Annotated in this window: 22 protein-coding genes; 10 read left to right on the forward strand and 12 right to left on the reverse strand. The window is 62.5% G+C overall.

What is annotated here, in order from left to right:
• Window positions 1–3 precede the first annotated feature (3 nt).
• The 3 genes from K3165_RS10625 to K3165_RS10635 all read left to right on the forward strand — a co-directional run bounded on the left by K3165_RS10625 (window position 4) and on the right by K3165_RS10635 (window position 2,351).
• A complete protein-coding gene (locus tag K3165_RS10625) occupies window positions 4–702 on the forward strand; it encodes a DsbA family oxidoreductase (RefSeq protein ID WP_221548846.1) in 699 nt (232 codons plus the stop codon).
• A gap of 107 nt (window positions 703–809) precedes the next feature.
• Window positions 810–1,301: a hypothetical protein gene (locus K3165_RS10630; RefSeq protein ID WP_221548847.1), complete on the forward strand. Its 492-nt coding sequence runs from the start codon at window positions 810–812 to the stop codon at window positions 1,299–1,301.
• A gap of 117 nt (window positions 1,302–1,418) precedes the next feature.
• Window positions 1,419–2,351, forward strand: a complete 933-nt coding sequence (locus K3165_RS10635; protein WP_221548848.1) for a hypothetical protein — start codon at window positions 1,419–1,421, stop codon at window positions 2,349–2,351.
• Between the two features lie 86 nt (window positions 2,352–2,437).
• Here K3165_RS10635 and K3165_RS10640 read toward each other — a convergent pair whose 3' ends face one another.
• The 4 genes from K3165_RS10640 to mgtE form a co-directional block, all read right to left on the reverse strand.
• Window positions 2,438–2,683, reverse strand: coding sequence for a hypothetical protein (locus K3165_RS10640; protein ID WP_221548849.1), 246 nt, complete (start codon window positions 2,681–2,683; stop codon window positions 2,438–2,440).
• An 86-nt stretch (window positions 2,684–2,769) separates the two neighbouring features.
• A complete protein-coding gene (locus K3165_RS10645; RefSeq protein ID WP_221548850.1) occupies window positions 2,770–3,150 on the reverse strand; it encodes a hypothetical protein in 381 nt (126 codons plus the stop codon).
• Between the two features lie 118 nt (window positions 3,151–3,268).
• Window positions 3,269–3,658: a DUF1489 family protein gene (locus K3165_RS10650; protein WP_221548851.1), complete on the reverse strand. Its 390-nt coding sequence runs from the start codon at window positions 3,656–3,658 to the stop codon at window positions 3,269–3,271.
• Between the two features lie 41 nt (window positions 3,659–3,699).
• Window positions 3,700–5,145, reverse strand: coding sequence for a magnesium transporter (gene mgtE, locus K3165_RS10655; protein WP_221548852.1), 1,446 nt, complete (start codon window positions 5,143–5,145; stop codon window positions 3,700–3,702).
• A 118-nt stretch (window positions 5,146–5,263) separates the two neighbouring features.
• On the opposite strand from mgtE, the gene K3165_RS10660 reads away from it, so the two are divergent.
• Both K3165_RS10660 and miaB read left to right on the forward strand, forming a co-directional pair.
• A complete protein-coding gene (locus K3165_RS10660) occupies window positions 5,264–5,725 on the forward strand; it encodes a peptidylprolyl isomerase (protein WP_221430732.1) in 462 nt (153 codons plus the stop codon).
• Between the two features lie 268 nt (window positions 5,726–5,993).
• Complete coding sequence (miaB, locus tag K3165_RS10665) at window positions 5,994–7,337, forward strand: tRNA (N6-isopentenyl adenosine(37)-C2)-methylthiotransferase MiaB (RefSeq protein WP_221548853.1); 1,344 nt, start codon at window positions 5,994–5,996, stop codon at window positions 7,335–7,337.
• Here miaB and K3165_RS10670 read toward each other — a convergent pair whose 3' ends face one another.
• Window positions 7,338–7,916, reverse strand: a complete 579-nt coding sequence (locus K3165_RS10670) for a hypothetical protein (protein ID WP_221548854.1) — start codon at window positions 7,914–7,916, stop codon at window positions 7,338–7,340.
• 158 nt (window positions 7,917–8,074) lie between these two features.
• Here K3165_RS10670 and K3165_RS10675 point away from each other — a divergent pair, with 158 nt between their 5' ends.
• The 4 genes from K3165_RS10675 to K3165_RS10690 all read left to right on the forward strand — a co-directional run bounded on the left by K3165_RS10675 (window position 8,075) and on the right by K3165_RS10690 (window position 11,492).
• Window positions 8,075–9,106: a PhoH family protein gene (locus K3165_RS10675; RefSeq protein WP_221548855.1), complete on the forward strand. Its 1,032-nt coding sequence runs from the start codon at window positions 8,075–8,077 to the stop codon at window positions 9,104–9,106.
• Window positions 9,107–9,592, forward strand: coding sequence for an rRNA maturation RNase YbeY (gene ybeY, locus K3165_RS10680; protein WP_221548856.1), 486 nt, complete (start codon window positions 9,107–9,109; stop codon window positions 9,590–9,592).
• Between the two features lie 25 nt (window positions 9,593–9,617).
• Window positions 9,618–10,535, forward strand: coding sequence for a hemolysin family protein (locus K3165_RS10685; RefSeq protein ID WP_221548857.1), 918 nt, complete (start codon window positions 9,618–9,620; stop codon window positions 10,533–10,535).
• Window positions 10,536–10,607: 72 nt separating this feature from the next.
• On the forward strand, window positions 10,608–11,492 hold the full coding sequence (locus tag K3165_RS10690) for a LysR substrate-binding domain-containing protein (protein WP_221548858.1): 885 nt from the start codon (window positions 10,608–10,610) through the stop codon (window positions 11,490–11,492).
• Here K3165_RS10690 and K3165_RS10695 read toward each other — a convergent pair.
• The 7 genes from K3165_RS10695 to K3165_RS10725 form a co-directional block, all read right to left on the reverse strand.
• Window positions 11,489–12,391 (reverse strand): lysophospholipid acyltransferase family protein, encoded by a 903-nt coding sequence (locus K3165_RS10695; protein WP_221548859.1) that lies wholly within the window; start codon window positions 12,389–12,391, stop codon window positions 11,489–11,491. The genes K3165_RS10690 and K3165_RS10695 overlap by 4 nt on opposite strands.
• The gene (locus K3165_RS10700) at window positions 12,363–12,785 is read right to left on the reverse strand and encodes a Fur family transcriptional regulator (RefSeq protein WP_221430740.1); all 423 of its coding nucleotides are present in this window, start codon (window positions 12,783–12,785) and stop codon (window positions 12,363–12,365) included. Before K3165_RS10700 ends, K3165_RS10695 begins: the two co-directional genes overlap by 29 nt.
• 75 nt (window positions 12,786–12,860) lie before the next feature.
• A complete protein-coding gene (locus K3165_RS10705; protein WP_221548860.1) occupies window positions 12,861–13,298 on the reverse strand; it encodes a Ros/MucR family transcriptional regulator in 438 nt (145 codons plus the stop codon).
• Between the two features lie 118 nt (window positions 13,299–13,416).
• Window positions 13,417–13,872, reverse strand: a complete 456-nt coding sequence (locus K3165_RS10710) for a GNAT family N-acetyltransferase (protein ID WP_345720965.1) — start codon at window positions 13,870–13,872, stop codon at window positions 13,417–13,419.
• Entirely contained in the window at window positions 13,869–14,501 is a 633-nt protein-coding gene (gene tsaB, locus K3165_RS10715) for a tRNA (adenosine(37)-N6)-threonylcarbamoyltransferase complex dimerization subunit type 1 TsaB (RefSeq protein ID WP_221548861.1), read from the reverse strand. Before tsaB ends, K3165_RS10710 begins: the two co-directional genes overlap by 4 nt.
• Before the next feature lie 37 nt (window positions 14,502–14,538).
• Window positions 14,539–15,147 (reverse strand): malonic semialdehyde reductase, encoded by a 609-nt coding sequence (locus K3165_RS10720; RefSeq protein ID WP_221548862.1) that lies wholly within the window; start codon window positions 15,145–15,147, stop codon window positions 14,539–14,541.
• 28 nt (window positions 15,148–15,175) lie between these two features.
• Window positions 15,176–15,754, reverse strand: a complete 579-nt coding sequence (locus tag K3165_RS10725) for a NifU family protein (protein WP_221549027.1) — start codon at window positions 15,752–15,754, stop codon at window positions 15,176–15,178.
• 169 nt (window positions 15,755–15,923) lie between these two features.
• Between K3165_RS10725 and K3165_RS10730 the strand changes: the two genes are divergently transcribed.
• Window positions 15,924–18,839: a M16 family metallopeptidase gene (locus K3165_RS10730; RefSeq protein WP_247714064.1), complete on the forward strand. Its 2,916-nt coding sequence runs from the start codon at window positions 15,924–15,926 to the stop codon at window positions 18,837–18,839.
• Window positions 18,840–18,920 lie beyond the last annotated feature (81 nt).

The raw sequence follows: 18,920 nt of genomic DNA on the forward strand, positions 1-18,920 counted from the left end.
GAAATGAGTGGGCCGCGCAAACTCACGATCGACATCTGGTCCGACGTCATGTGCCCCTGGTGCCTCGTCGGCTGGGGCAACCTGAAGCAGGCGCTGGCACATCTCGACGGCGAACTCGACGCTGATATTCGCTGGCACGCTTTCGAGCTCAATCCCGACATGCCGGAGGAAGGCGAGGAGCGCACCGCGCATATCGCGCGCAAATACGGCCGCACGATCGAGCAGTCGAAACAGGTCCAGGGACAGATGCGGCAAGCCGCCGAAGCTGCCGGTGTCAGCCTCGACTACGAGGGCGACGCGGAGCCCGCGCCCGATGCGATGATGTGGAACACATTCGCCGCGCACCGCCTGCTGACCTGGGTGATCGAGGAGCACGGGGCCGAGAAGCAGACCGAGCTCAAGCTCGCGCTGTTCGAAGCTCATTTCAATCAGCGCCGCCGCATCGGCGAGCGTGAGGTGTTGCTCGATGTGGCCGAAAAGGTCGGCCTCGACCGTTCAGTCGCCGCCGCCGCGCTCGACGATGAGGAACTCGCCCGCAAGACCCGCGTCGAGGAACGCGCCGCGATGGAGATGAACATCACCGGCGTGCCCGCGATGATCGTCGAAGGTCGCTTCATGATCCCCGGCGCGCAGCCGCCCGAGGCCTATGTGAACGCGCTCAGACGCGTGGCGGAGAAGACAGCGGCCGTTGCCGAGGGCTGATGTCCCCTCACGACGCTGTTTCTTACCTCCTGAGCTGAATTTGCGCGGTGCCCGAGCCTGGGGCATGATGGCGTCGCCGTTCGGGCATCATGAGAGGGAGGTTTCGAATGCAAAGGCAGTCGCGTGCATTGATGGGAGGGCTGGCAATTGCTGGCGTGCTGTTTTCACCCGCCTTGCGAGCCCAGGAAGCTTCGTCGTTACCCCAACCGCTGCAAGACAAGATCGCTGTCGCCAAAGAGGCTTGTGCCGATTTTGACGGCGGGGAATTCGCGCTCGAGTGGGGAGCGATTGAAAGGGTGGACCTTGATGGCGATCTGGTCGCCGACTGGGTCCTGAACGAAAGCGGCTTTGCGTGCTCCACTGCTGCATCGCTCTACGGTGGGACGGGCGGAAGCATGTCCCATTTCCTGGTCGACGGGCAGGTCAGTTCGTTACTCAACCAAGGCTGGGAAGTCGTGAGCCACGGGCGCTACCGAGTGGTCCTTGCCAAAGTACACGGATCGCAATGTGACGGGATCAACCCCACGCCGTGCGTGACCTCAAGCGTTTGGGACGGAGAAGCCAAGGAGTGGCGTTCGGCATCGGCGGATTGGGAGTGACCCCTCCATCAAGACTGCCTTGCTGAGGCCTTTCCGCGGCGGGCCGGCGCCAAATTTGCAAGATCGAGGTTCTCCTGCTCTTGTGCCTGCTGCCTTCGAGCATGCAGGGGAACCAGGATGAAGCATTTCGCAATTGGAGCCGTACTCGCTCTTTCTCTGGCCGGGTGTTCTCCCGAGACACCCCAGGCGGATAGCCCCAGGGAGAACGTGCTCGAGCTCGAGGTACAGGGACTTTCGTTTGTCGGTCCCGACACGGTCAAGTCCGGCTGGACCACAATTCGTGTCATCAACAATGGCGGGATGACGCACCACGCACTCGTTTATCGGCTGCCCGACGGGATCACTGCCGAGATGGTGGACGAACAGGTCGTCGTTCCTATCCAGCAAAGCCTGACAGCGGCAATTGCCGGAGACACGGAGAAGGCGGCCGAAATCGCGGCGACCATGCCAGCGTGGGTTGGCGACCTCACCTGGCTTGGCGGACCGGGCATGATGTCCGATGGTGTCACCGGCGAAGCGACGATGTACCTGGAACCGGGCAACTACATCGTCGAATGCTACGTCAAGACGAACGGCGTCCAACATAATTACAATCCCGAGCCTGGCGAGTTCGGCATGGTATTCCCGCTGACGGTAGTCGCCGAAGACGGCGGAATGCCCGAACCAGATGCGAATGTGACGCTGACGCTCTCGAATAGTGGCTACGAGATTTCAGAGGGTGGTTTCGTCCCCGGCGAAAACTCGGTGCGGGTGAACTTTGCAGAGCAGCAACTCTACAACAATTTCGTCGGCCACGATGCCCATGTCTTCCGCATCGATGAAGGCACCGATGTCGATGCGGCGGCAAGATGGCCCGACTTCTTTCCTGTCGATGGCCAGCAGACGCCAGCACCCGCGAGCTTCGTAGGAGGAATTCACGACATGCCGGAGGGCGCCACCGGTTATTTCAGACTTACGCTGGAGCCGGGCGACTACGGGATCACGGCAGAAATCCCGGATGCGCAGAAACGCGGTTTCTTCCAGCGGTTCTCCGTTGCGGCTGCCGAGTAAGTAAGCTGACCGTCTAGCCCCGAAAAACAAACGCCCCACCGGCATGAACCGGCGGGGCGTTGCTCGCTGTGAATTGGTAAGTGCGCTTAGCTTGAGCGATTGTCCTGCATTGCCTGGCGCGTCTTGGGACCCTTCATCGCGTCCTGCGCTGGGTTGTCCGAACCCACTTCGGGCTCGCGATTGTCGGGATCGAAGGCGCGGTTCAGTTCACCGCGCGAGCCGACCTGACGGTTCACTTCGCCACCCGACGAGCTTTGCTGCGAGGGCGTGTCGTATTCGGTGAGTTCGTCGATAAGTTCGTTATCGGGGTGCATGGACTGGCGTTCGGGCATGAAAATATCTCCTTTGCCCTATCAACGGCGAAATAGCTGATAACGATCCGCAATTCGTCGCGTGTGAGGCCCGTCCGGGCCAGCGCCTAATAGCGGTGGCAGATCACCAGCACGCGCATGATCCCGGGCTCGTTGCTGAATACGTCTGTCGCGCGACCGGTCTCGACGTCTTTGAGCACGGCCTTCACGCGCTTGGGTATCTTCCATGCAGGAACCCAGCGGTTCTTCTTGATGTCCGCACCAAGCGCCTCGCCCACATCCCGTGCATCGCCGCAATCACGGATGGCGCGGGTTTCCTCGCGGAACCGTTCGCGCGAAATCTCGGAGCTTTCGACCGACAGCTGCACGAGGTGGTAGTGAGGTCCGGAGCCGGACCCGGTCTGCGCGAACACGATGCCGGGCGCGGCCATGGCGAAGCTCGCCGCCAACAGCGCCGTTGCTTTGATCGGACTCTTCACCCTCGGCATGCTGTCTCTCCTGCCGCGAGGCCCCGGAGGCCTCGGGACGGTCAGCGGCCCTTGTGTCGTAATCTACACGAATGGCGGGAATGCGCCAATCAGCGACCCTGCTACCGGGCGCACCGGATCAAATGAGGCCGAGACGCTCCAGCTTTCCGGCCAGCTTGCCCGGCAATACGTCGCCTATATCCTCGCCCTCTTCGAGATCGCGCGGTGGCTCTCCCTTGAGGTAGCGCCAGCCCTGATGGGCGCGCTTGGGGCGGGGGTGGACGCGGATCAGTTCGGGCTTGAGGTCGATCGACCAGCGCCCCGTCGAAGTCTCGCTGAAGCCGAGGATCTCGCTGCGCGCCACGATGCTGTGCTGGTGGATCCAGTAGAGAGAGCCGCCGATGCACTGTTCCCATTTGGTCGGGCGATAGCGCGTCGTGAGATTGGGGCTGCGCCGCTGTGCGTACCAGCTCTCGATATCGGCAAAGCTCTGCGCGCCGAAGGCGATCTTGGTCAGGTGAAGCGGCATGGGCTTATACTCTAGGCAGTTGGTCGGGGTCCTCAACCCCTTCAGACGACCCGCATCGCCACGGCGAGGCCGAGGAAGGCAAAGAAGCCCATCGAATCGGTAATCATGGTCACGAAGACGCTGGAGGCCACGGCAGGGTCCTGGTCGAGGCGATCGAAGGCAACCGGCACGAGTACGCCCGCAAGACCCGCGGTGACCACGTTGATCACCATGGCCAGCGCGATGACGAGGCCGAGAAGCGGCGTGAAGATCGCTGCGGTTGCCGCGCCGATCAGCACCGCGATGGTGAGACCGTTGAGGAACGCTACGCGCAGTTCCTTGGTCAGGATGCGCCGCGTGTTGCTGCTGGTGAGCTGGTTCATTGCGATAGCGCGCACGGTAACCGCCATGGTCTGCGTCCCTGCATTGCCGCCGATGCTGGCGACGATCGGCATCAGCACGGCGAGCGCGACCAGCTTCTCGATAGCCGAACCGAACAGCGCGATGATGAGCGATGCGACAAGCGCGGTGCCGAGGTTCGCCACCAGCCAGCGCACCCGGCTGGAATAGGCTTCGCGGATCGGCTCGTTGATGTCGCCTTCGCCGGCACCGCTCATCAGCAGGGCGTCCTCGCCCGCTTCTTCGGCGATGATGTGGACGATGTCGTCGACCGTCATCTGGCCGACGAGGCGGCCATCGGGATCGATCACGGCGGCGCTGATCAGGCCGTATTTCTGGAACATCAGCGCGACTTCTTCCTGGTCGAGCTCTGCCGGGATCAGCGTCTGGTCACGCTTCATCACGTCGCCCAGCGCCACATCGCGCGGCGTGCGCAGGATCCACGAAAGGTTGCACGTGCCGACCGGGTGCATGCGCTGGTCGATCACAAAGACCTCGAAGAAGTCGCCCGGAAGGTCGCGCTCCTCACGCAGGAAGTCGATAAGGTCGCCGACCGTGATGTGTTCGGGCACCGCAACGAACTCGCGGCTCATCAGGCGCCCGGCGGTCTCTTCCGGATAGGCGAGGGCGGTCTCGATCGCGGTGCGGTCTTCGGGATCGAGTTCGGCGAGGATGGCCTTCTGGTCGTCCTCGTCCAGATCCTCGATCAGCTGGACGGCGTCATCGGTCTCGAGCTGCTCGGCAATCTGCGCCACCGCGTCAGCGGGCAGCGCCTCCATCATCTCCTCGCGCACGTAGTCGTTGAGCTCGGCAACGACTTCGCTGGTCATCAGGTCGGTGATGGCCGTGGCAAGCTGGTGGCGCTCGTCCTTCTCGAACAGTTCGAGAAGGTCGGCGACGTCGGCGGGGTGGAGCGGCTCGACAAGGTCGTAGACCTCGCCGGTATCGCCTGCTTCGAGGGCATCCTCGACCGAGCGGACGAACTCGCGCTTGAGCGTGTTCTCCTCGTCCATGCGCTCGTCGTCGATGCGGTCGTCCGGGCGGCCGCCTTCGTCAGGCGCATCCGCCAGCATCACATCGTCTTCGAGGGGGCGATCGTCCTGCGCCATGGCGCGAAAGCTCTAGGCAGTAAGGCACATAAAGCAAGCGGATGGTGGCAGTGAGGTGGTGACACTGCGGCCACAATCCCTATGTAGGCGCCAATCGAATTACAGGAGAATCCTCACAATGGCCGACAAACTGACCTTCACGCTCGACACCGGCGATGGCGACAACAAGGACGTGGTGATCAAGCTGCGTCCCGATCTCGCACCGGGCCATGTCGAGCGTATCACCACGCTGGCGGGTGAGGGCTTCTACGATGGCGTGGTCTTCCACCGCGTAATCCCCGGCTTCATGGCGCAGGGCGGCGATCCGACCGGTACCGGCATGGGCGGCAGCGACAAGCCCGACCTCAAGGCCGAATTCAACAGCGAACCGCACACCCGCGGCACCTGCTCGATGGCCCGCACCCAGGTGCCCGACAGCGCCAACAGCCAGTTCTTCATCTGCTTCGACGACGCGGAATTCCTCGACGGCCAGTACACCGTCTGGGGCCAGGTCGAGAGCGGCATGGAACACATCGACGCGCTGCCCAAGGGCGAGCCGCCGGCAAACCCGGGCAAGATCGTGAAGGCGACTGTTTCGTAAAGTGCGAATTGCGTTATTCGCATTGGAACTGCCAATAATTACCCGCTAGGGGTAATGGCGAAGAGGGAAGTGGTGACTCGATCCCTTGTGGAAGGGGACCGAACTTGCTGTCCGGCTACTCCGACTTCCCTCTTCTGCTCTCTTTGTGCCAGCGATTTGCTATGAGTCACAAGGGGGATAACTGTAAAAAACCTGAAAAAAACTTGTTGACGACCTCATGCGTTGGCGAGGCAGGTGACCGGACCTACAACATCTAGCGATTGCGGCGATGAAACCGACCAATTCCCCCAAGACCTACAGGGTCAAGAGCTTCGGCTGCCAGATGAACGTCTATGACGGCGAGCGCATGGCCGAGATGCTGGGCGAGCAGGGCATCGTGCCCGCGCCCGAAGGCGAGGAAGCCGACCTCGTCGTGCTCAACACCTGCCACATCCGCGAGAAGGCGGCGGAGAAGGTCTATTCGGACATCGGCCGCCTGACCAAGGCTGGCCGCGAGGCAGGCAAGGAGCCGCTGATTGCGGTCGCGGGCTGCGTCGCGCAGGCCGAGGGCGAGGAGATCATGAAGCGCTCCCCGGCGGTCAGCATGGTCGTCGGCCCGCAGGCTTATCACCGCCTGCCCGAAATGCTCGACCGGGCAGTGAAGGGCGAGCGGGCGACCGACACCGACATGCCGGCAATCGCCAAGTTTGCAGCATTGCCCGAGCGCCGCCGCACCAATCCGGCGAGCTTTCTCACCGTGCAGGAAGGCTGCGACAAGTTCTGCACCTATTGCGTGGTGCCCTATACGCGCGGTGCGGAAATCAGCCGTCCCTATGCGGATCTTGTGACCGAAGCGCGGAAGCTGGTCGATGCGGGCGCGAAGGAAATCACACTGCTCGGCCAGAACGTCAGCGCATGGTCGGGCGAGGACGAGAAGGGCCATCAGGTAGGCCTTGCTGGCCTGATCCGAGACCTTGCCAAGGTCGATGGCCTCGCGCGCATCCGCTACACCACCAGCCACCCCGCCGACATGGACGACGCCCTGATCGCCGCGCATGGTGAGATCGATAAGCTGATGCCCTTCCTCCACTTGCCGGTGCAAGCGGGCAGCGACCGTGTCCTGAAGGCCATGAACCGCAGCCACACGGCGGAAAGCTATCTCAAGCTGCTCGACCGCTTCCGCGCCGCGCGGCCGGACCTTGCGCTGTCGGGCGACTTCATCGTCGGCTTCCCCGGCGAAACCGATGCAGAGTTCGAGGAAACCCTCGCGCTGGTGGACGAGGTCCAATACGCGCAGGCCTTCAGCTTCAAGTACTCGCCGCGTCCCGGAACCCCCGCCGCGACGATGGAAGGGCAGGTGGCCAAGGAGGTTATGGACGAGCGCCTCCAGCGCCTCCAGGCCGCGCTCAACCGCGACCAGCTGGCTTTCAACGAGGCGAGTGTGGGAAGAACTTGCGAAGTCCTCGTCGAGCGCAAGGGCAAGCATGCGGGCCAATGGCTCGGCAAGTCGCCATGGCTCCAGAGCGTCTGGTTCGAAGGCGATGCCGCGATCGGCGACCTCGTGCAGGCCGAACTTGTCGAGGCGGGTCCGAACTCGCTCGCGGGCAAGCTCCGCGAGGCTGTCGCGGCCTGATCAGCCTTCCGGGGTGACCTCAGGATCGAGGTCGATGAATTCCGGCATTTCGGCGATCACGACTTCACCCGTCGTCTCGGTCATCTCCGCGGGAGCGACCGTGGGATTGGAAGGATAGGCCTCACCATCGAACTTGAGCAATGCGTTGCCCGAAGGCCCGCCGCCGCCGGACACCGCCACGGTAATGTCCTTCCAGCCGTTGGTCGCGCTATCCAGCACCGTCACCGGCGTGCGCGAGACGCTGATATCGCCGACCTTGCGCCACATCGGTCCTGCAGGAGTGAGCACGAGCGTCGGGCAGCCGCCCGTACCGCAGAAATAAGGAGCGGCGAGATAGACGATCGCCTCGTCGGCACCGTCGCCATCGAGGTCGCTCCACGCCAGCGCGTAGCGCATGGTTCCGGCCTCCGGATATTCCTGCAGCAGGAAGTGCCGGATGTCGTCTTCGCGAGTGGGGGCTGCTGCTTCGGTCGTTTCGGTCTCGGGAGCATCGGTCTCTGCTGCCTCGTCCGGTTCGGTCCCGGAGGAACACCCTGCAAGGGTAATCAGCGTAGCGGCTGCGAAGGCAATACGAAGCATCTGCTTTCTCCCGGTACTGCGAGTCGGTGCAGGAGTGTGATCGCAGCTCCGGTTCATGACAAGCCGGTTACTTTCCACCGCCATCACATGGCCCCCTTCTTGCGCGATACGCGTTGAAGAGTAACCTTCCGACTCGAAAGCTAATGCGAAAGGAGCAGATGGCTCGCAAACCAGCACGGCAGGCCGATCCGGTCTTGACCAAACCGCCCGCACCGCAGCGCGAAGTGCGCCGCGCGCAAATCGATCTCGAATTCGAAAACCAGAGCCTGCTAGGCGCGCTTTTCGGACAGTTCGATGCCAATCTCGTGCAGGTGGAAAACCGGCTGGGCGTGTTCATTTCGGCTCGCGGCAATTCCATCCATATCGAAGGCCCCGAGGACAGCGTCGCCCGCGCACGCGATGTGCTCAACGAGATGTATGACCGCCTCGCCATGGGGCAGGATCTCGACCAGGGCGCAATCGAGTCGCTGATCGCAATGTCGAACGAACCGACGCTCGACGGCATCATGGACGGCAAGCCCGACGGCCCGCCGATCATGATCCGTACACGCCGCAAGACCATCGTGCCGCGCAGTGCGATGCAGGCGACCTACATGCGCAGCCTCGTGCGGGACGACATCATCTTCGCGCTTGGCCCCGCAGGTACCGGCAAGACCTATCTCGCCGTCGCTCAGGCCGTGGCGCAGCTCATCAACGGCAGCGTCCAGCGACTGATCCTGTCGCGCCCCGCCGTCGAAGCGGGCGAAAAGCTGGGCTTCCTGCCCGGCGACATGAAGGACAAGGTCGATCCCTATCTGCGCCCTCTTTACGATGCGCTCTACGACTGCATGCCACCCGAACAGGTCGAGCGACGGCTGGCGAGCGGAGAGATCGAGATCGCGCCCATTGCCTTCATGCGCGGGCGCACGCTGGCGGACAGCTTCATCATCCTCGACGAAGCGCAGAACACCACGCGTGAGCAGATGAAGATGTTCCTCACCCGCTTCGGTCAGAACAGCCGCATGGTAGTCTGCGGTGACCCGCGCCAGGTCGACATCCCCGGCGGCGACGGCATGAGCGGTCTCGCCGATGCGGTCGGAAAGCTGGAAGGCGTCGAGGGTTTCGGCACCATCCGCTTCACTGCCGCAGACGTCGTCCGCCACCCGATCGTCGGGCGTATCGTGGAGGCCTACGAAGGGCCTGCCGCGTAAGTGGATCTCGACATCGAAATCGACGGCTGGCCGGACGATCCGGACTGGGAAGCCCTGTGCGAGCGTGCCCACGAGGCCATTGCAGGTGTCGAGCCTGCACTCGCCCATGACCGCCTGACGACGAGCGTCTTGTTCACCTCCGACGAGCAGGTGCACGAACTCAACAAGGAATGGCGCGGCAAGGACAAGCCAACCAATGTGCTTTCCTTCCCCATGCTCGAGCGCGGGGATTTGCTCGACTTGGGCGACGACGGTCCGCCGGAAATGCTCGGCGATATCGCCCTCGCCTTCGAGACGTGTGAGCGTGAAGCAGGAGAGAAGGGCATCAGCCTTGCCGATCACACGGCCCATCTCCTCATTCACGGTTTCTTGCATCTTGCAGGCCATGACCACGTTGATTCCGACGAGCAGGCCGCTGCGATGGAAAAACTAGAGATCGAAGCGCTTGCAAAGTTGGGTATAGCGGACCCATATGGGGACCGCTGAATTTTAGGAGTTTACGACCCGGCCCATGGCCAATTCCTCACCCCCCGCCGGAGACGCGGAGAGTAGCAGCGGGCTCTGGCCCGCCATTCGCAAATTGTTCGACGCCGAAGGTGGCGAGCGGTCCCTACGCGCACAGCTCGAAGATGCAATCGACGAGCACGAAGGCGAAAACGGCTCCGAAGACGCCGAGGATACCGCCAAGGGCGATCTTTCGGGTGTCGAGCGGCAGATGCTGCGCAACCTGCTGCATTTCTCGGAACATGATGCCGACGATGTCGCCGTGCCACGCGGCGAGATCATTGCGGTCGACGCAGGCGCCACCTGGGACGAGGTTGTCGCGACTTTTTCCGAGCACGGCCATTCGCGCATGCCGGTATATCGCGGCCAGCTCGATGACGTGATCGGCATGATCCACATCAAGGACATCTTCCCCTTCCTTGCGGAGAAGAAGACCCCGCCTGCGGACTGGACGGTGCTGATGCGTCAGCCTCTCTATGTGCCGCAGACACGCAATGCGCTGGACGTACTTGCGGATATGCGCGCGCAGCGCATGCACCTTGCCATCGTGCTCGACGAATTTTCCGGCACCGATGGCATCATCACCATCGAAGACCTTGTCGAGGAGATCGTCGGCGAGATCGAGGACGAGCATGATGACGCTCCCGAGATCTGGATCGCTTCGATCGGCGAGGGGATGTGGGATTGCGACGCTCGCGCCGAACTGGACGACGTTGCCGACAAGATCGACCCGCGCCTCGCGGAGGTCGAGGAATCAGTCGATACGCTGGGCGGCCTCGCTTTCGTATTGGCGGAACAAGTGCCGCCGGTCGGCAAGGTACTGGAACACCCCAGCGGCTGGCGGATTGAAATCACCGACGGGGACGAGACCCACGTCACCCGCCTTCGCCTGCACGCACCGGAAGATGATACGAAAGCAGACTGACCCTCGATGATAGTTGCGCGAAAGCGAACATTCTGCCTCGACAGCCTGCGGTTTGGTGAATAGGCCGCTCCCATGGCTGTCCGCAGGCTCCCCCCGCTTCGCGCCCTCGAGGCCTTCGTCCGCACCGTGCGGCTCGGCTCGGCGCGTGCAGCGGCGGACGAGCTGGGACTGAGCCCTTCGGCACTTTCGCGCCGGATCGGGAATCTCGAAGACTTCGTCGGCAAGAAGCTGTTCACCCGCGCACGTCAGGCGATGCAGCTGACCGATGACGGCCATGCCTTTTACGAGGCGGTCAACCCGCAGCTCGAAGCATTGGCTAGGGCGGTGGAAAGCCAGTCCGAAAACCTTTCGGTCTTGAGACTGCACCTTGGCGTGCTGCCACTGTTCGGCAGCCAGCGTCTGTTTCCGCGCCTCGCGGAACTGCGTGCACGCCATCCGCTGCTGCATATCGATATCGATACGGGGCCCCATCTCGAGGACCGTGTGGGCGATACGCTGGATGCGGCGATCATCCTGTCGCGCGGACCCGCAAGCGGACTGCATGCAGTGCGGCTGGACTTCAACATGGTCCATGCGATCGCAAGCAAGGAATTGGCAGCCAAGCTGGGTGACGAGCCCGATCTGGACGTGCTCTCCAAACAGACCTTCCTGATCCACAACGAGCTTCCCGAAAGCTTCCGCGCGTGGAAGGCCGAGCTGGGCCTGCACGACTTCGAGCCGACGGCCATCGATCATTATGATTCAGGTCAGCTGATGCTCGAAGCGGCGGCGCAGGGCCTAGGGATCGCGATCATGCACGATGATCACCTCAAGCGCGCCGCGGACAATCGCCTGACGAACCTCTTCGGCGCTGCAGTCGAAAGCCCCTATAGCTACTGGTTCGTCTGCAAGCCCACCGCGCTGGAAGAGCGCCCTGTGCGTCTCTTCCACGACTGGCTCGTGAAAGCCGGCCTCTAAGCCTCGGGCGAGCCCGGCGGGGGCTTGTAGCGCACCGCATCGACCACGTGCTTGTAGTCGCGCAGCGGCTTTCCGAGGTTGGCGACCAGTTGCTCTTCGATCTCTTTTCGCGCCTTGGCCGCAATAGCCTTGCGACCGTGATGATCTTCCGGGCTGAACGGCTCGAGATAGATGATCCGAAGCCTGAAAGTGCCTCGCCGCGCCATCACGCGCATGGCGTTGTGAAGGCCGCTCTCCTCGCCCACCCATGCGATTTCTTCGGAATGCTCGCCATAATCGACCACGGCAGGCTGGACCATGACGCCCGGCGGTGGCGGCTCGAGGACGGAAATCATCGAGGACTTGAACGGCAGCAGTGAATGTCCGTCGGTGACGGTTCCTTCGGGAAAGACGGTCACCGACCAGTTATCCTGCAAGGCTTCCTTGAGCGCGTTGATCTGTTCAGCAACACCCATGCGGTGCTCGCGCTTGACGAAAACCGTCCGGTTGAGGCTGCACAGCCACCCGATGACCGGGACCTGGCTCAATTCCCACTTGGCGACGAATGCCGTACCGCTGGCGCCTGCCATCGAGAGAATGTCGAGCCAGGAGACATGATTCGAGATGAAGAATACGTCGCGTCTCAGCGGAGTGCCGACGATCTCCGTCCGCGCACCCACCACGCGTGCCGTGTATCGCAAGAACAGCATGGGGAAGGGCGAGCCGTAGGCGAAGATGCGATAGGCATAATGCATCGGCACGAAGACGAGCAGCAAAAGCAGGATGCCGATCGTGCGCAGGACGAAGCGGATCCAGCCGGCAATCGTCAGCGGCACGTTCTCGCCGCGTGCTGCAGCGAGACGTTCGGCCGAATAGCGGGCTAGCTTGGGATCAGCTTTCGCGGTCGAGCCGGACGCCATAGAGTTCCATGCGGTGGTCTACGAGACGGTAGCCGAGCTTCTCCGCGATCTGCTTCTGCAGCGCCTCGAGTTCGGGGTCGACGAATTCGACGACCTTGCCGCTTTCGACATCGATCAGGTGATCGTGATGCGCCTCGGGGGCAGCTTCATAGCGGGCGCGCCCATCGCCGAAATCGTGGCGATCGAGAATTCCCGCCTCCTCGAACAGGCGCACGGTCCGGTAGACGGTAGCGATCGAGATGCCGGGATCGATCTTGTTGGCCCGCTCGTGGAGCATTTCCACGTCGGGATGATCGTCGCTCTCCGACAGCACCTTGGCGATAACGCGGCGCTGTTCGGTGATGCGCAAACCCTTGTCGGCGCAGAGCTGTTCGAGGTCGATACGTTGATGCAATTCGGCTTCCCAAATGAATGACGCCCCGCACCCTTATCGGGCCGGGGCGTCTTCCTCAAGGCGAACCGAAAGGCTTTAGGCAGCCTTCTTGCGACCGCGCTTCTGGCCGGGTTTGCGGCCAAGGCCGATCTTCTTGGCAAGATCGCGGCGCGTGTCGGCGTAATCAGGGGCGACCATCGGGTAATCGGAGGGCAGGTCCCACCGCTGGCGATAGTCGTCGGGCGTCATGTCGTGTTCGGTCGAAAGGTGACGCTTGAGCATCTTCATCTTCTTGCCGCAGTCGAGGCAGACGATGTGATCTTTCTTCACCGAGGCGCGAACCGAGACAGCCGGATCGGGTCGGACTTCTTCCGGTGCACCGCTGCTGCCAAGGCCGGACAGGGCCGAATAAACGTTCGAGATCAGCGCGGGGACGTCGTCAACCGCAACGCTGTTATTGGAAACGTGTGCAGCGACGATGTCTGAAGTGAGCGTAATGAGGGTCTCGGACATATCGACTTCGAATTCTTCCATAAGGCTAACTCCCATCTATTAGGGGGCCTATTGGGAGTTTTTCGGGCTGTCTACTGCAAATTGTAAAAATCCGCCATTCCTGTCGCGTGTATACAACTCTGCCGGTGAATCGGCGATTTCAGCCTACTTCGCGGGCGAAGGTCAGCGCATCGATCGGGTTTCCCAAGACAGTCCGATAGTAATCGGGGCGCAGGCCGATCTGGGTGAAGCCGGCATTGCGATAGAAGCTTTCCGCCGGATTGTTGGCGCGCATTTCGAGGAAGACTTTCGCCGCCCTGCGCTGTGCCGCGGTATCCAGGAAGCGGTCGAGCAACCTGCGACCGACGCCCGATCCCCGCACGGCGGGGCGTACCGCGATGAGCAGCAGTTCGATCTCGTCCAGCGCCTGTCTGGCGAGGACGAACCCCGCTGCCTGCTCTCCCTCTGCACAGGGTTCGCCGCAATCATTGGCAAGCAACATGAAAGTAGAGGGAGTAAGGAGCGAATCTTCGACTTGCCTGCGGGTCCAGGCCTCACGGAAATGCGGGTCGAAAGCCTCCTCCATCACCTCCATGAGTTTGTCGAGATCGGTCACCGGGCAGGCGCTTTCGCATCGGGCGCCCTGCCGTATATGGGCGAGAGGTCGGACGTGAGGACGCTATCGGGAAGGCCCAGCGCGTGGCGCGCATCGGGCAAGCAGTCGAACGGGGTTGCCGTGCCATCGCCGAGCATGGCGGCAAGGTCTTCTGCGCGATTGCCCGCGATGTCGGGAAAAACCTCTGCGGCCGCTGCTTCTGCAGGCTGGAGCGAACTGGCCTCGGAACGGGCAGTGCCGTCGCCATTGTAATTCTGGACGAACCACTGGCCGTGGCCACCATTCATGCAGACGGTTAGCGGCCGCTCTGGGTCTGCCATTCCGCCTTCCGACCGGGCGAGGGCAGCGACCAGTGCAAGTGTCGGGTAGCCACTGACTTCCGCACTCCAAGCAATGCCCAGCGCGCGTGCCACGGCAAGGCCGATCCGTACGCCGGTAAAGCTTCCCGGACCAAGCGAGACACGGATCGCATCTGAGCGACCCTGATCCTGCAAACCCGCAATCATCGGGACCAGCCGCTCCGCATGGCCGCGGCCCAGAACCTCATGACGCGCGTCGATCAGCGCGTCACCCTCGAACAGGGCGACGGAACAGGCCTCGGTGGCGGTCTCTATTGCAAGCGTACGCATTGGCTGCGCCCTGCCTCAGCCGGACGCAGCCTGCAAGTCAGGCGATGGAGTTGAACTTGTCGAAATCGGGGCGCGGACTGCGATCGAAGATGGTCGACTTGTCGCCATAACCGATGGCGCAGACCCAGTCCGCGCGATGCCGCGGGTGGTCTGCGAAGAAGTGTTCGGTCACCTTGTCGAGGTCGACACCCGACATCGGACCGCAATCGAGCCCGAGAGCGCGAGCCGCAATCATGAGGTAAGCGCCCTGCAGCGCGGAATTGCGTGCGGCGCCTTCCTTGCGGCCTTCCTCGTCGCCTTCGAACCAGCTCTTCGCGTCGGTATGCGGGAAGAGCCAGGGCAGTTCTTCGTGGAAGTCGATATCGTAACCGATGATCACCACGGCAGGCGCGGTCTTGATCTTTTCCTTGTTACCTTCGGAAGCCATCTCGGCGAGCTTGTCGCGCGATTCCTGCGAAACACACCAGACGAAGCGCCCGGGCTGCATGTTCGCCGAGGTCGGGCCCATCTTCAGCAGTTCGTAGATCTGGTGGATCTGCTGTTCGGTCACTTCCTTGTCGTGCCAGCCGTTATAGCTGCGCGCTTCGCGAAAAATCTGGTCGAGCGCGTCTGCCGACAGGTGGTTGTCGTGGAATTGCTTGGTCATCGTAATCCTGGAAGTTCGAGGTTGGGGTTCAGGCTTCGCGGACTTCAACGACCTCGGGCACATAATGTTTCAGCAGGCCTTCGATGCCATGCTTGAGCGTGGCCGAAGAGGACGGGCAACCGGCACAGGCGCCCTGCATCTGCAGGTAGACCACGCCTTCCTTGTAACCGCGATACTGGATGTCACCGCCATCGCCGGCCACAGCCGGACGGACACGGGTTTCAAGCAATTCGTTGATCTGCGCGATGATGTCGGCATCCTCCGCGCTTTCCTCGACCATCATGTCGTCTTCGGCCGGGACTGAAATGCCGCCCGCGGTGCCCGGCGCGAACAGCGGGGCTTCGGAGACGAAGTGGTCGAGCAGGACCGACAGTACGATCGGCTTGAGATCCGACCAGCTGACGCCGGGAGCGGCCGTGACGGTTACGAAGTCGCTGCCGAAGAACACGTTGGTGACTTCGCCCGTGTCGAAAATCGCCTGGGCGAGGGGGCTCGCCTCGGCCGCCTCGGGGCTGGCGAATTCGCGGGTGCCCTGACCCATGACCGCGCGCTGCGGCAGGAATTTCAGGCTGGAAGGATTGGGCGTGGTTTCGGTCTCGATGAACATGGCCGCGATGTAGGAGGCGGCGCTGGCAGGCACAAGGCACGAAAACCTCTCGACCATTCACTGGCGCTTCACACACCCTGTCCCTATATCCCGAGACATGACAGGCACTTCGCGCGCACTTCGGCGTCTCGCACTTCTTCTTCCTCTCACGTTACTCGCTTCGCAGAGCTTGACGGCGCAGGAATCGGCCCATTCGGGAGACGTGCGGATCGCGGTCGTTCCGAACCCGAACGCGCAGCAGTATCCACGCCCCGAATCGCTTCAGGCCGAGAACGAGGTCCCATGGATCTACGAAGGCAGCGACGTTCCGCGTGACGAGGAATGGAACTTCGGCAAGCTTGAAAACGGCCTGCGCTATGGCGTGCGCGAGAACGGCGTGCCTCCGGGCCAGGTCTCGATCCGCGTGCGTATCGATGCCGGTTCGCTGCACGAGGACGATGACGAGCTGGGTTATGCGCACCTTCTGGAGCACCTCTTGTTCCGCGAAAGCCAGTATCTCGGTGTCGCAGAGGCTATCCCGCGCTGGCAGAAGCTTGGCGCGACCTTCGGCAGCGATACCAATGCCGAGACCAGCGCAACGCATACCGTCTACAAGCTGGACCTGCCCAACGTGACGCCGGACAAGCTGGAAGAGAGCATCAAGCTGATTTCGGGCATGGTCCGTGCTCCCGTCCTGTCCGATGCAAATGTCGACGCAGAAGTGCCGATCGTTCTTGCCGAGAAGCGTGAACGTGGTGGTGTCGCCGAACGAATTTACGAAGCGCGCACCCGGACCCTGTTCGCAGGTCAACGCCTTGCCGACCGGATCACCATCGGGACCGAAGAAACCCTGACCTCGGCTACCGGCGCCTCGGTGCAGGACTTCTACGATCGTTGGTATCGTCCCGAAAACACGGTCATCTCGGTTGTCGGCGACCTCGATCCAATGCTGCTGGCATCGATGGTCGAGAAGTATTTTTCCGGCTGGGAAGTCGAAGGGTCGCCCGTGCCGGCACCCGATTTCGGCGATCCGGTTGCACCCGCCGGCGCGGATCCTGCCAATCCGGTGGGCGAAGTCGCGGTCATCGCAGAACCGAACGTCCAGCGGTTCCTCACGCTCGCTTACCTGCGCCCATGGCGTCAGGTGAACGATACGATCGTCTACAACGAAGGGCGTTTGCAGGAGCAACTCGCCCTGCAACTGATCAATCGCCGTCTCGAAGCGCGTGCGCGCTCGGGCGGCAGCTTCGTTCAGGCGGGCGCCGGTGAGATCAAGCTCAGCCGGTCCACCCACATGACCGTGGTGCAGGTCGCTCCGCTGGGTGACGACTGGGAAGCTGCATTGCAGGATGCGCGCGCGGTGATTTCCGATGCGCTGACCACTCCTCCCACGCGCGAGGAAATGGACCGCGAACTGGCCGAAATGGAGGTCGCCTACACCGACCTTGTGGAACAGCGCTCCGTCCTGCCCGCCGCGCGGTTTGCAGACGAACTGGTGAACGCGGTCGATATCCGCGAAACCATCGCTGCACCCGAAACCTTCCTGATGGTGTTCAACTCCATGCGCGCCAAGGCGACGCCCGACAGCGTCCTGCAGGAAACCCGCGATCTGTTCAGCGCTGATGTCATCCGCGCATTCTACGTTACTCCGGATGCCGGCGACGCGACGGAACGGGGCCTGCGCACCGCTCTGCTGGAAGATGTCGATGCCGCCGGCAATGCCCGTCTGGCAGCCCAGACCGTTTCGTTCGACGATCTTCCGGCCATCGGTGAACCTGGTGAAATCGTCTCCCGCGGTTCGCACGGGATCGGCGAGGTCGAACGGATCACCTTCGACAATGGCGTGACAGCACTCCTGCTCGCCAACGAATACGAGCCGGGTCGGACCTATGTGAAGGTTCGCTTCGGCAAGGGCTACCTTGCGTTCGATCCGGAAGACGCGGCCTATATCAGTCTCGGCCAGCAGGCGCTGTTCGCAGCCGGACTTGGCGAACTCGGTCAGGAAGAACTCGACCGTCTGCGCACCGGTCGCAAGCTCAGCTGGCAGCTGGATATCGGCGACGGAACTTTCAGCTTCTTCTCCGAGACACGCCGTCAGGACCTTGCAGACCAGCTCTACCTCTTCGCTGCGAAGCTGAGCATGCCGCGCTGGGATCCGAACCCGATCACGCGCGCAAAGGCCTTGGCGAGTCTCGGCTACGAGCAATATTCCGCCAGCCCGGGCAGCGTCGTGTCGCGCGACCTCAACTATTATCTATATGACGAGAACCCCGTGTTCCGCACGCCGACCCCCGATATGCTCGAGGCCGCCGACGTGGAGGGCTTCCGGGAAGTCTGGCAGCCGATCCTCGAACAGGGTCCGATCGAAATCCTGATCTTCGGCGACTTCGATCGCGAGGAAGCGGTCGAGGACCTGCGTCGTACCTTCGGCGCCTTGCCCGATCGCAAGCCCATTCCGCAGGAGATCCTGGCACGCGAATACGCGCTGGGTGATTCCGGCGAGACCGTCGTGCGCTATCACAATGGCGAGGAAAATCAGGCTGCGGCCGTGATTGCCTGGCCTGCCGGTGCAGGGCGCGGCGGCATGCGCACTTCGCGCCAGCTTGCCATCCTGACCGAAGTCATCAGCAACCGGCTGCTCGACGCCATGCGTGAGAAGTTCGGCGCGAGTTACTCGCCCTCCGTGCGGATGGACTGGCCGACCGACGTCGAAAGCGGCGGGTCGATCCTGGCCTTTGCGCAAATGCAGCCGAAAGACGTGCCGGTGTTCTTCGCGGAAGCCGATCGTATCGCAGCCGATCTCACGAAGAACCCTCCCACCGCCGAGGAACTCCAGCGCGCTGCCGAACCGCTACGCAGCTATTACGAGCGCCTGTCGAGCGGGAACTACTTCTTCATGAGCGAGCTGGAAGGGTCGACCACCGACACGCGCCGCATGCAGTCGCTGCGCGGTTTCCTGCAGGATTTCCAGCAGCCGTCCAGCGATCGGATGCTTACGCTGGCGCAGCTCTATCTGGCGGATCCGGCATGGCGCATGGCGGTGCTTCCCGAAGGACAGGAACTTGCGACGCGGGTTCCCTCGGGTGGTGCTGCAGCGGGTCGCTGAAGCGATCACGGCAATCGCGCTTTTGCCTTTGCCAAGTTTAACCTGCTTGCGCGATAGGTCTGCATGGGCTTGGCAGGGCCC

This window comes from Qipengyuania xiamenensis (genome assembly GCF_019711495.1).
Lineage (GTDB): Bacteria > Pseudomonadota > Alphaproteobacteria > Sphingomonadales > Sphingomonadaceae > Qipengyuania > Qipengyuania xiamenensis.

Excerpts from the sequence above, each read along its gene's own strand:
- K3165_RS10670 (WP_221548854.1), bottom strand. The coding sequence starts at position 7,916 with ATGCTTCGTATTGCCTTCGCAGCCGCTACGCTGATTACCCTTGCAGGG.
- K3165_RS10650 (WP_221548851.1), bottom strand. The coding sequence starts at position 3,658 with ATGCCGCTTCACCTGACCAAGATCGCCTTCGGCGCGCAGAGCTTTGCC.
- miaB (WP_221548853.1), top strand. The coding sequence starts at position 5,994 with ATGAAACCGACCAATTCCCCCAAGACCTACAGGGTCAAGAGCTTCGGC.
- K3165_RS10690 (WP_221548858.1), top strand. The coding sequence starts at position 10,608 with ATGGCTGTCCGCAGGCTCCCCCCGCTTCGCGCCCTCGAGGCCTTCGTC.
- K3165_RS10640 (WP_221548849.1), bottom strand. The coding sequence starts at position 2,683 with ATGCCCGAACGCCAGTCCATGCACCCCGATAACGAACTTATCGACGAA.
- K3165_RS10675 (WP_221548855.1), top strand. The coding sequence starts at position 8,075 with ATGGCTCGCAAACCAGCACGGCAGGCCGATCCGGTCTTGACCAAACCG.
- K3165_RS10635 (WP_221548848.1), top strand. The coding sequence starts at position 1,419 with ATGAAGCATTTCGCAATTGGAGCCGTACTCGCTCTTTCTCTGGCCGGG.
- K3165_RS10685 (WP_221548857.1), top strand. The coding sequence starts at position 9,618 with ATGGCCAATTCCTCACCCCCCGCCGGAGACGCGGAGAGTAGCAGCGGG.
- mgtE (WP_221548852.1), bottom strand. The coding sequence starts at position 5,145 with ATGGCGCAGGACGATCGCCCCCTCGAAGACGATGTGATGCTGGCGGAT.
- K3165_RS10695 (WP_221548859.1), bottom strand. The coding sequence starts at position 12,391 with ATGGCGTCCGGCTCGACCGCGAAAGCTGATCCCAAGCTAGCCCGCTAT.
- K3165_RS10630 (WP_221548847.1), top strand. The coding sequence starts at position 810 with ATGCAAAGGCAGTCGCGTGCATTGATGGGAGGGCTGGCAATTGCTGGC.
- K3165_RS10660 (WP_221430732.1), top strand. The coding sequence starts at position 5,264 with ATGGCCGACAAACTGACCTTCACGCTCGACACCGGCGATGGCGACAAC.
- K3165_RS10720 (WP_221548862.1), bottom strand. The coding sequence starts at position 15,147 with ATGACCAAGCAATTCCACGACAACCACCTGTCGGCAGACGCGCTCGAC.
- K3165_RS10625 (WP_221548846.1), top strand. The coding sequence starts at position 4 with ATGAGTGGGCCGCGCAAACTCACGATCGACATCTGGTCCGACGTCATG.
- tsaB (WP_221548861.1), bottom strand. The coding sequence starts at position 14,501 with ATGCGTACGCTTGCAATAGAGACCGCCACCGAGGCCTGTTCCGTCGCC.
- K3165_RS10645 (WP_221548850.1), bottom strand. The coding sequence starts at position 3,150 with ATGCCGAGGGTGAAGAGTCCGATCAAAGCAACGGCGCTGTTGGCGGCG.
- K3165_RS10705 (WP_221548860.1), bottom strand. The coding sequence starts at position 13,298 with ATGGAAGAATTCGAAGTCGATATGTCCGAGACCCTCATTACGCTCACT.
- K3165_RS10725 (WP_221549027.1), bottom strand. The coding sequence starts at position 15,754 with ATGTTCATCGAGACCGAAACCACGCCCAATCCTTCCAGCCTGAAATTC.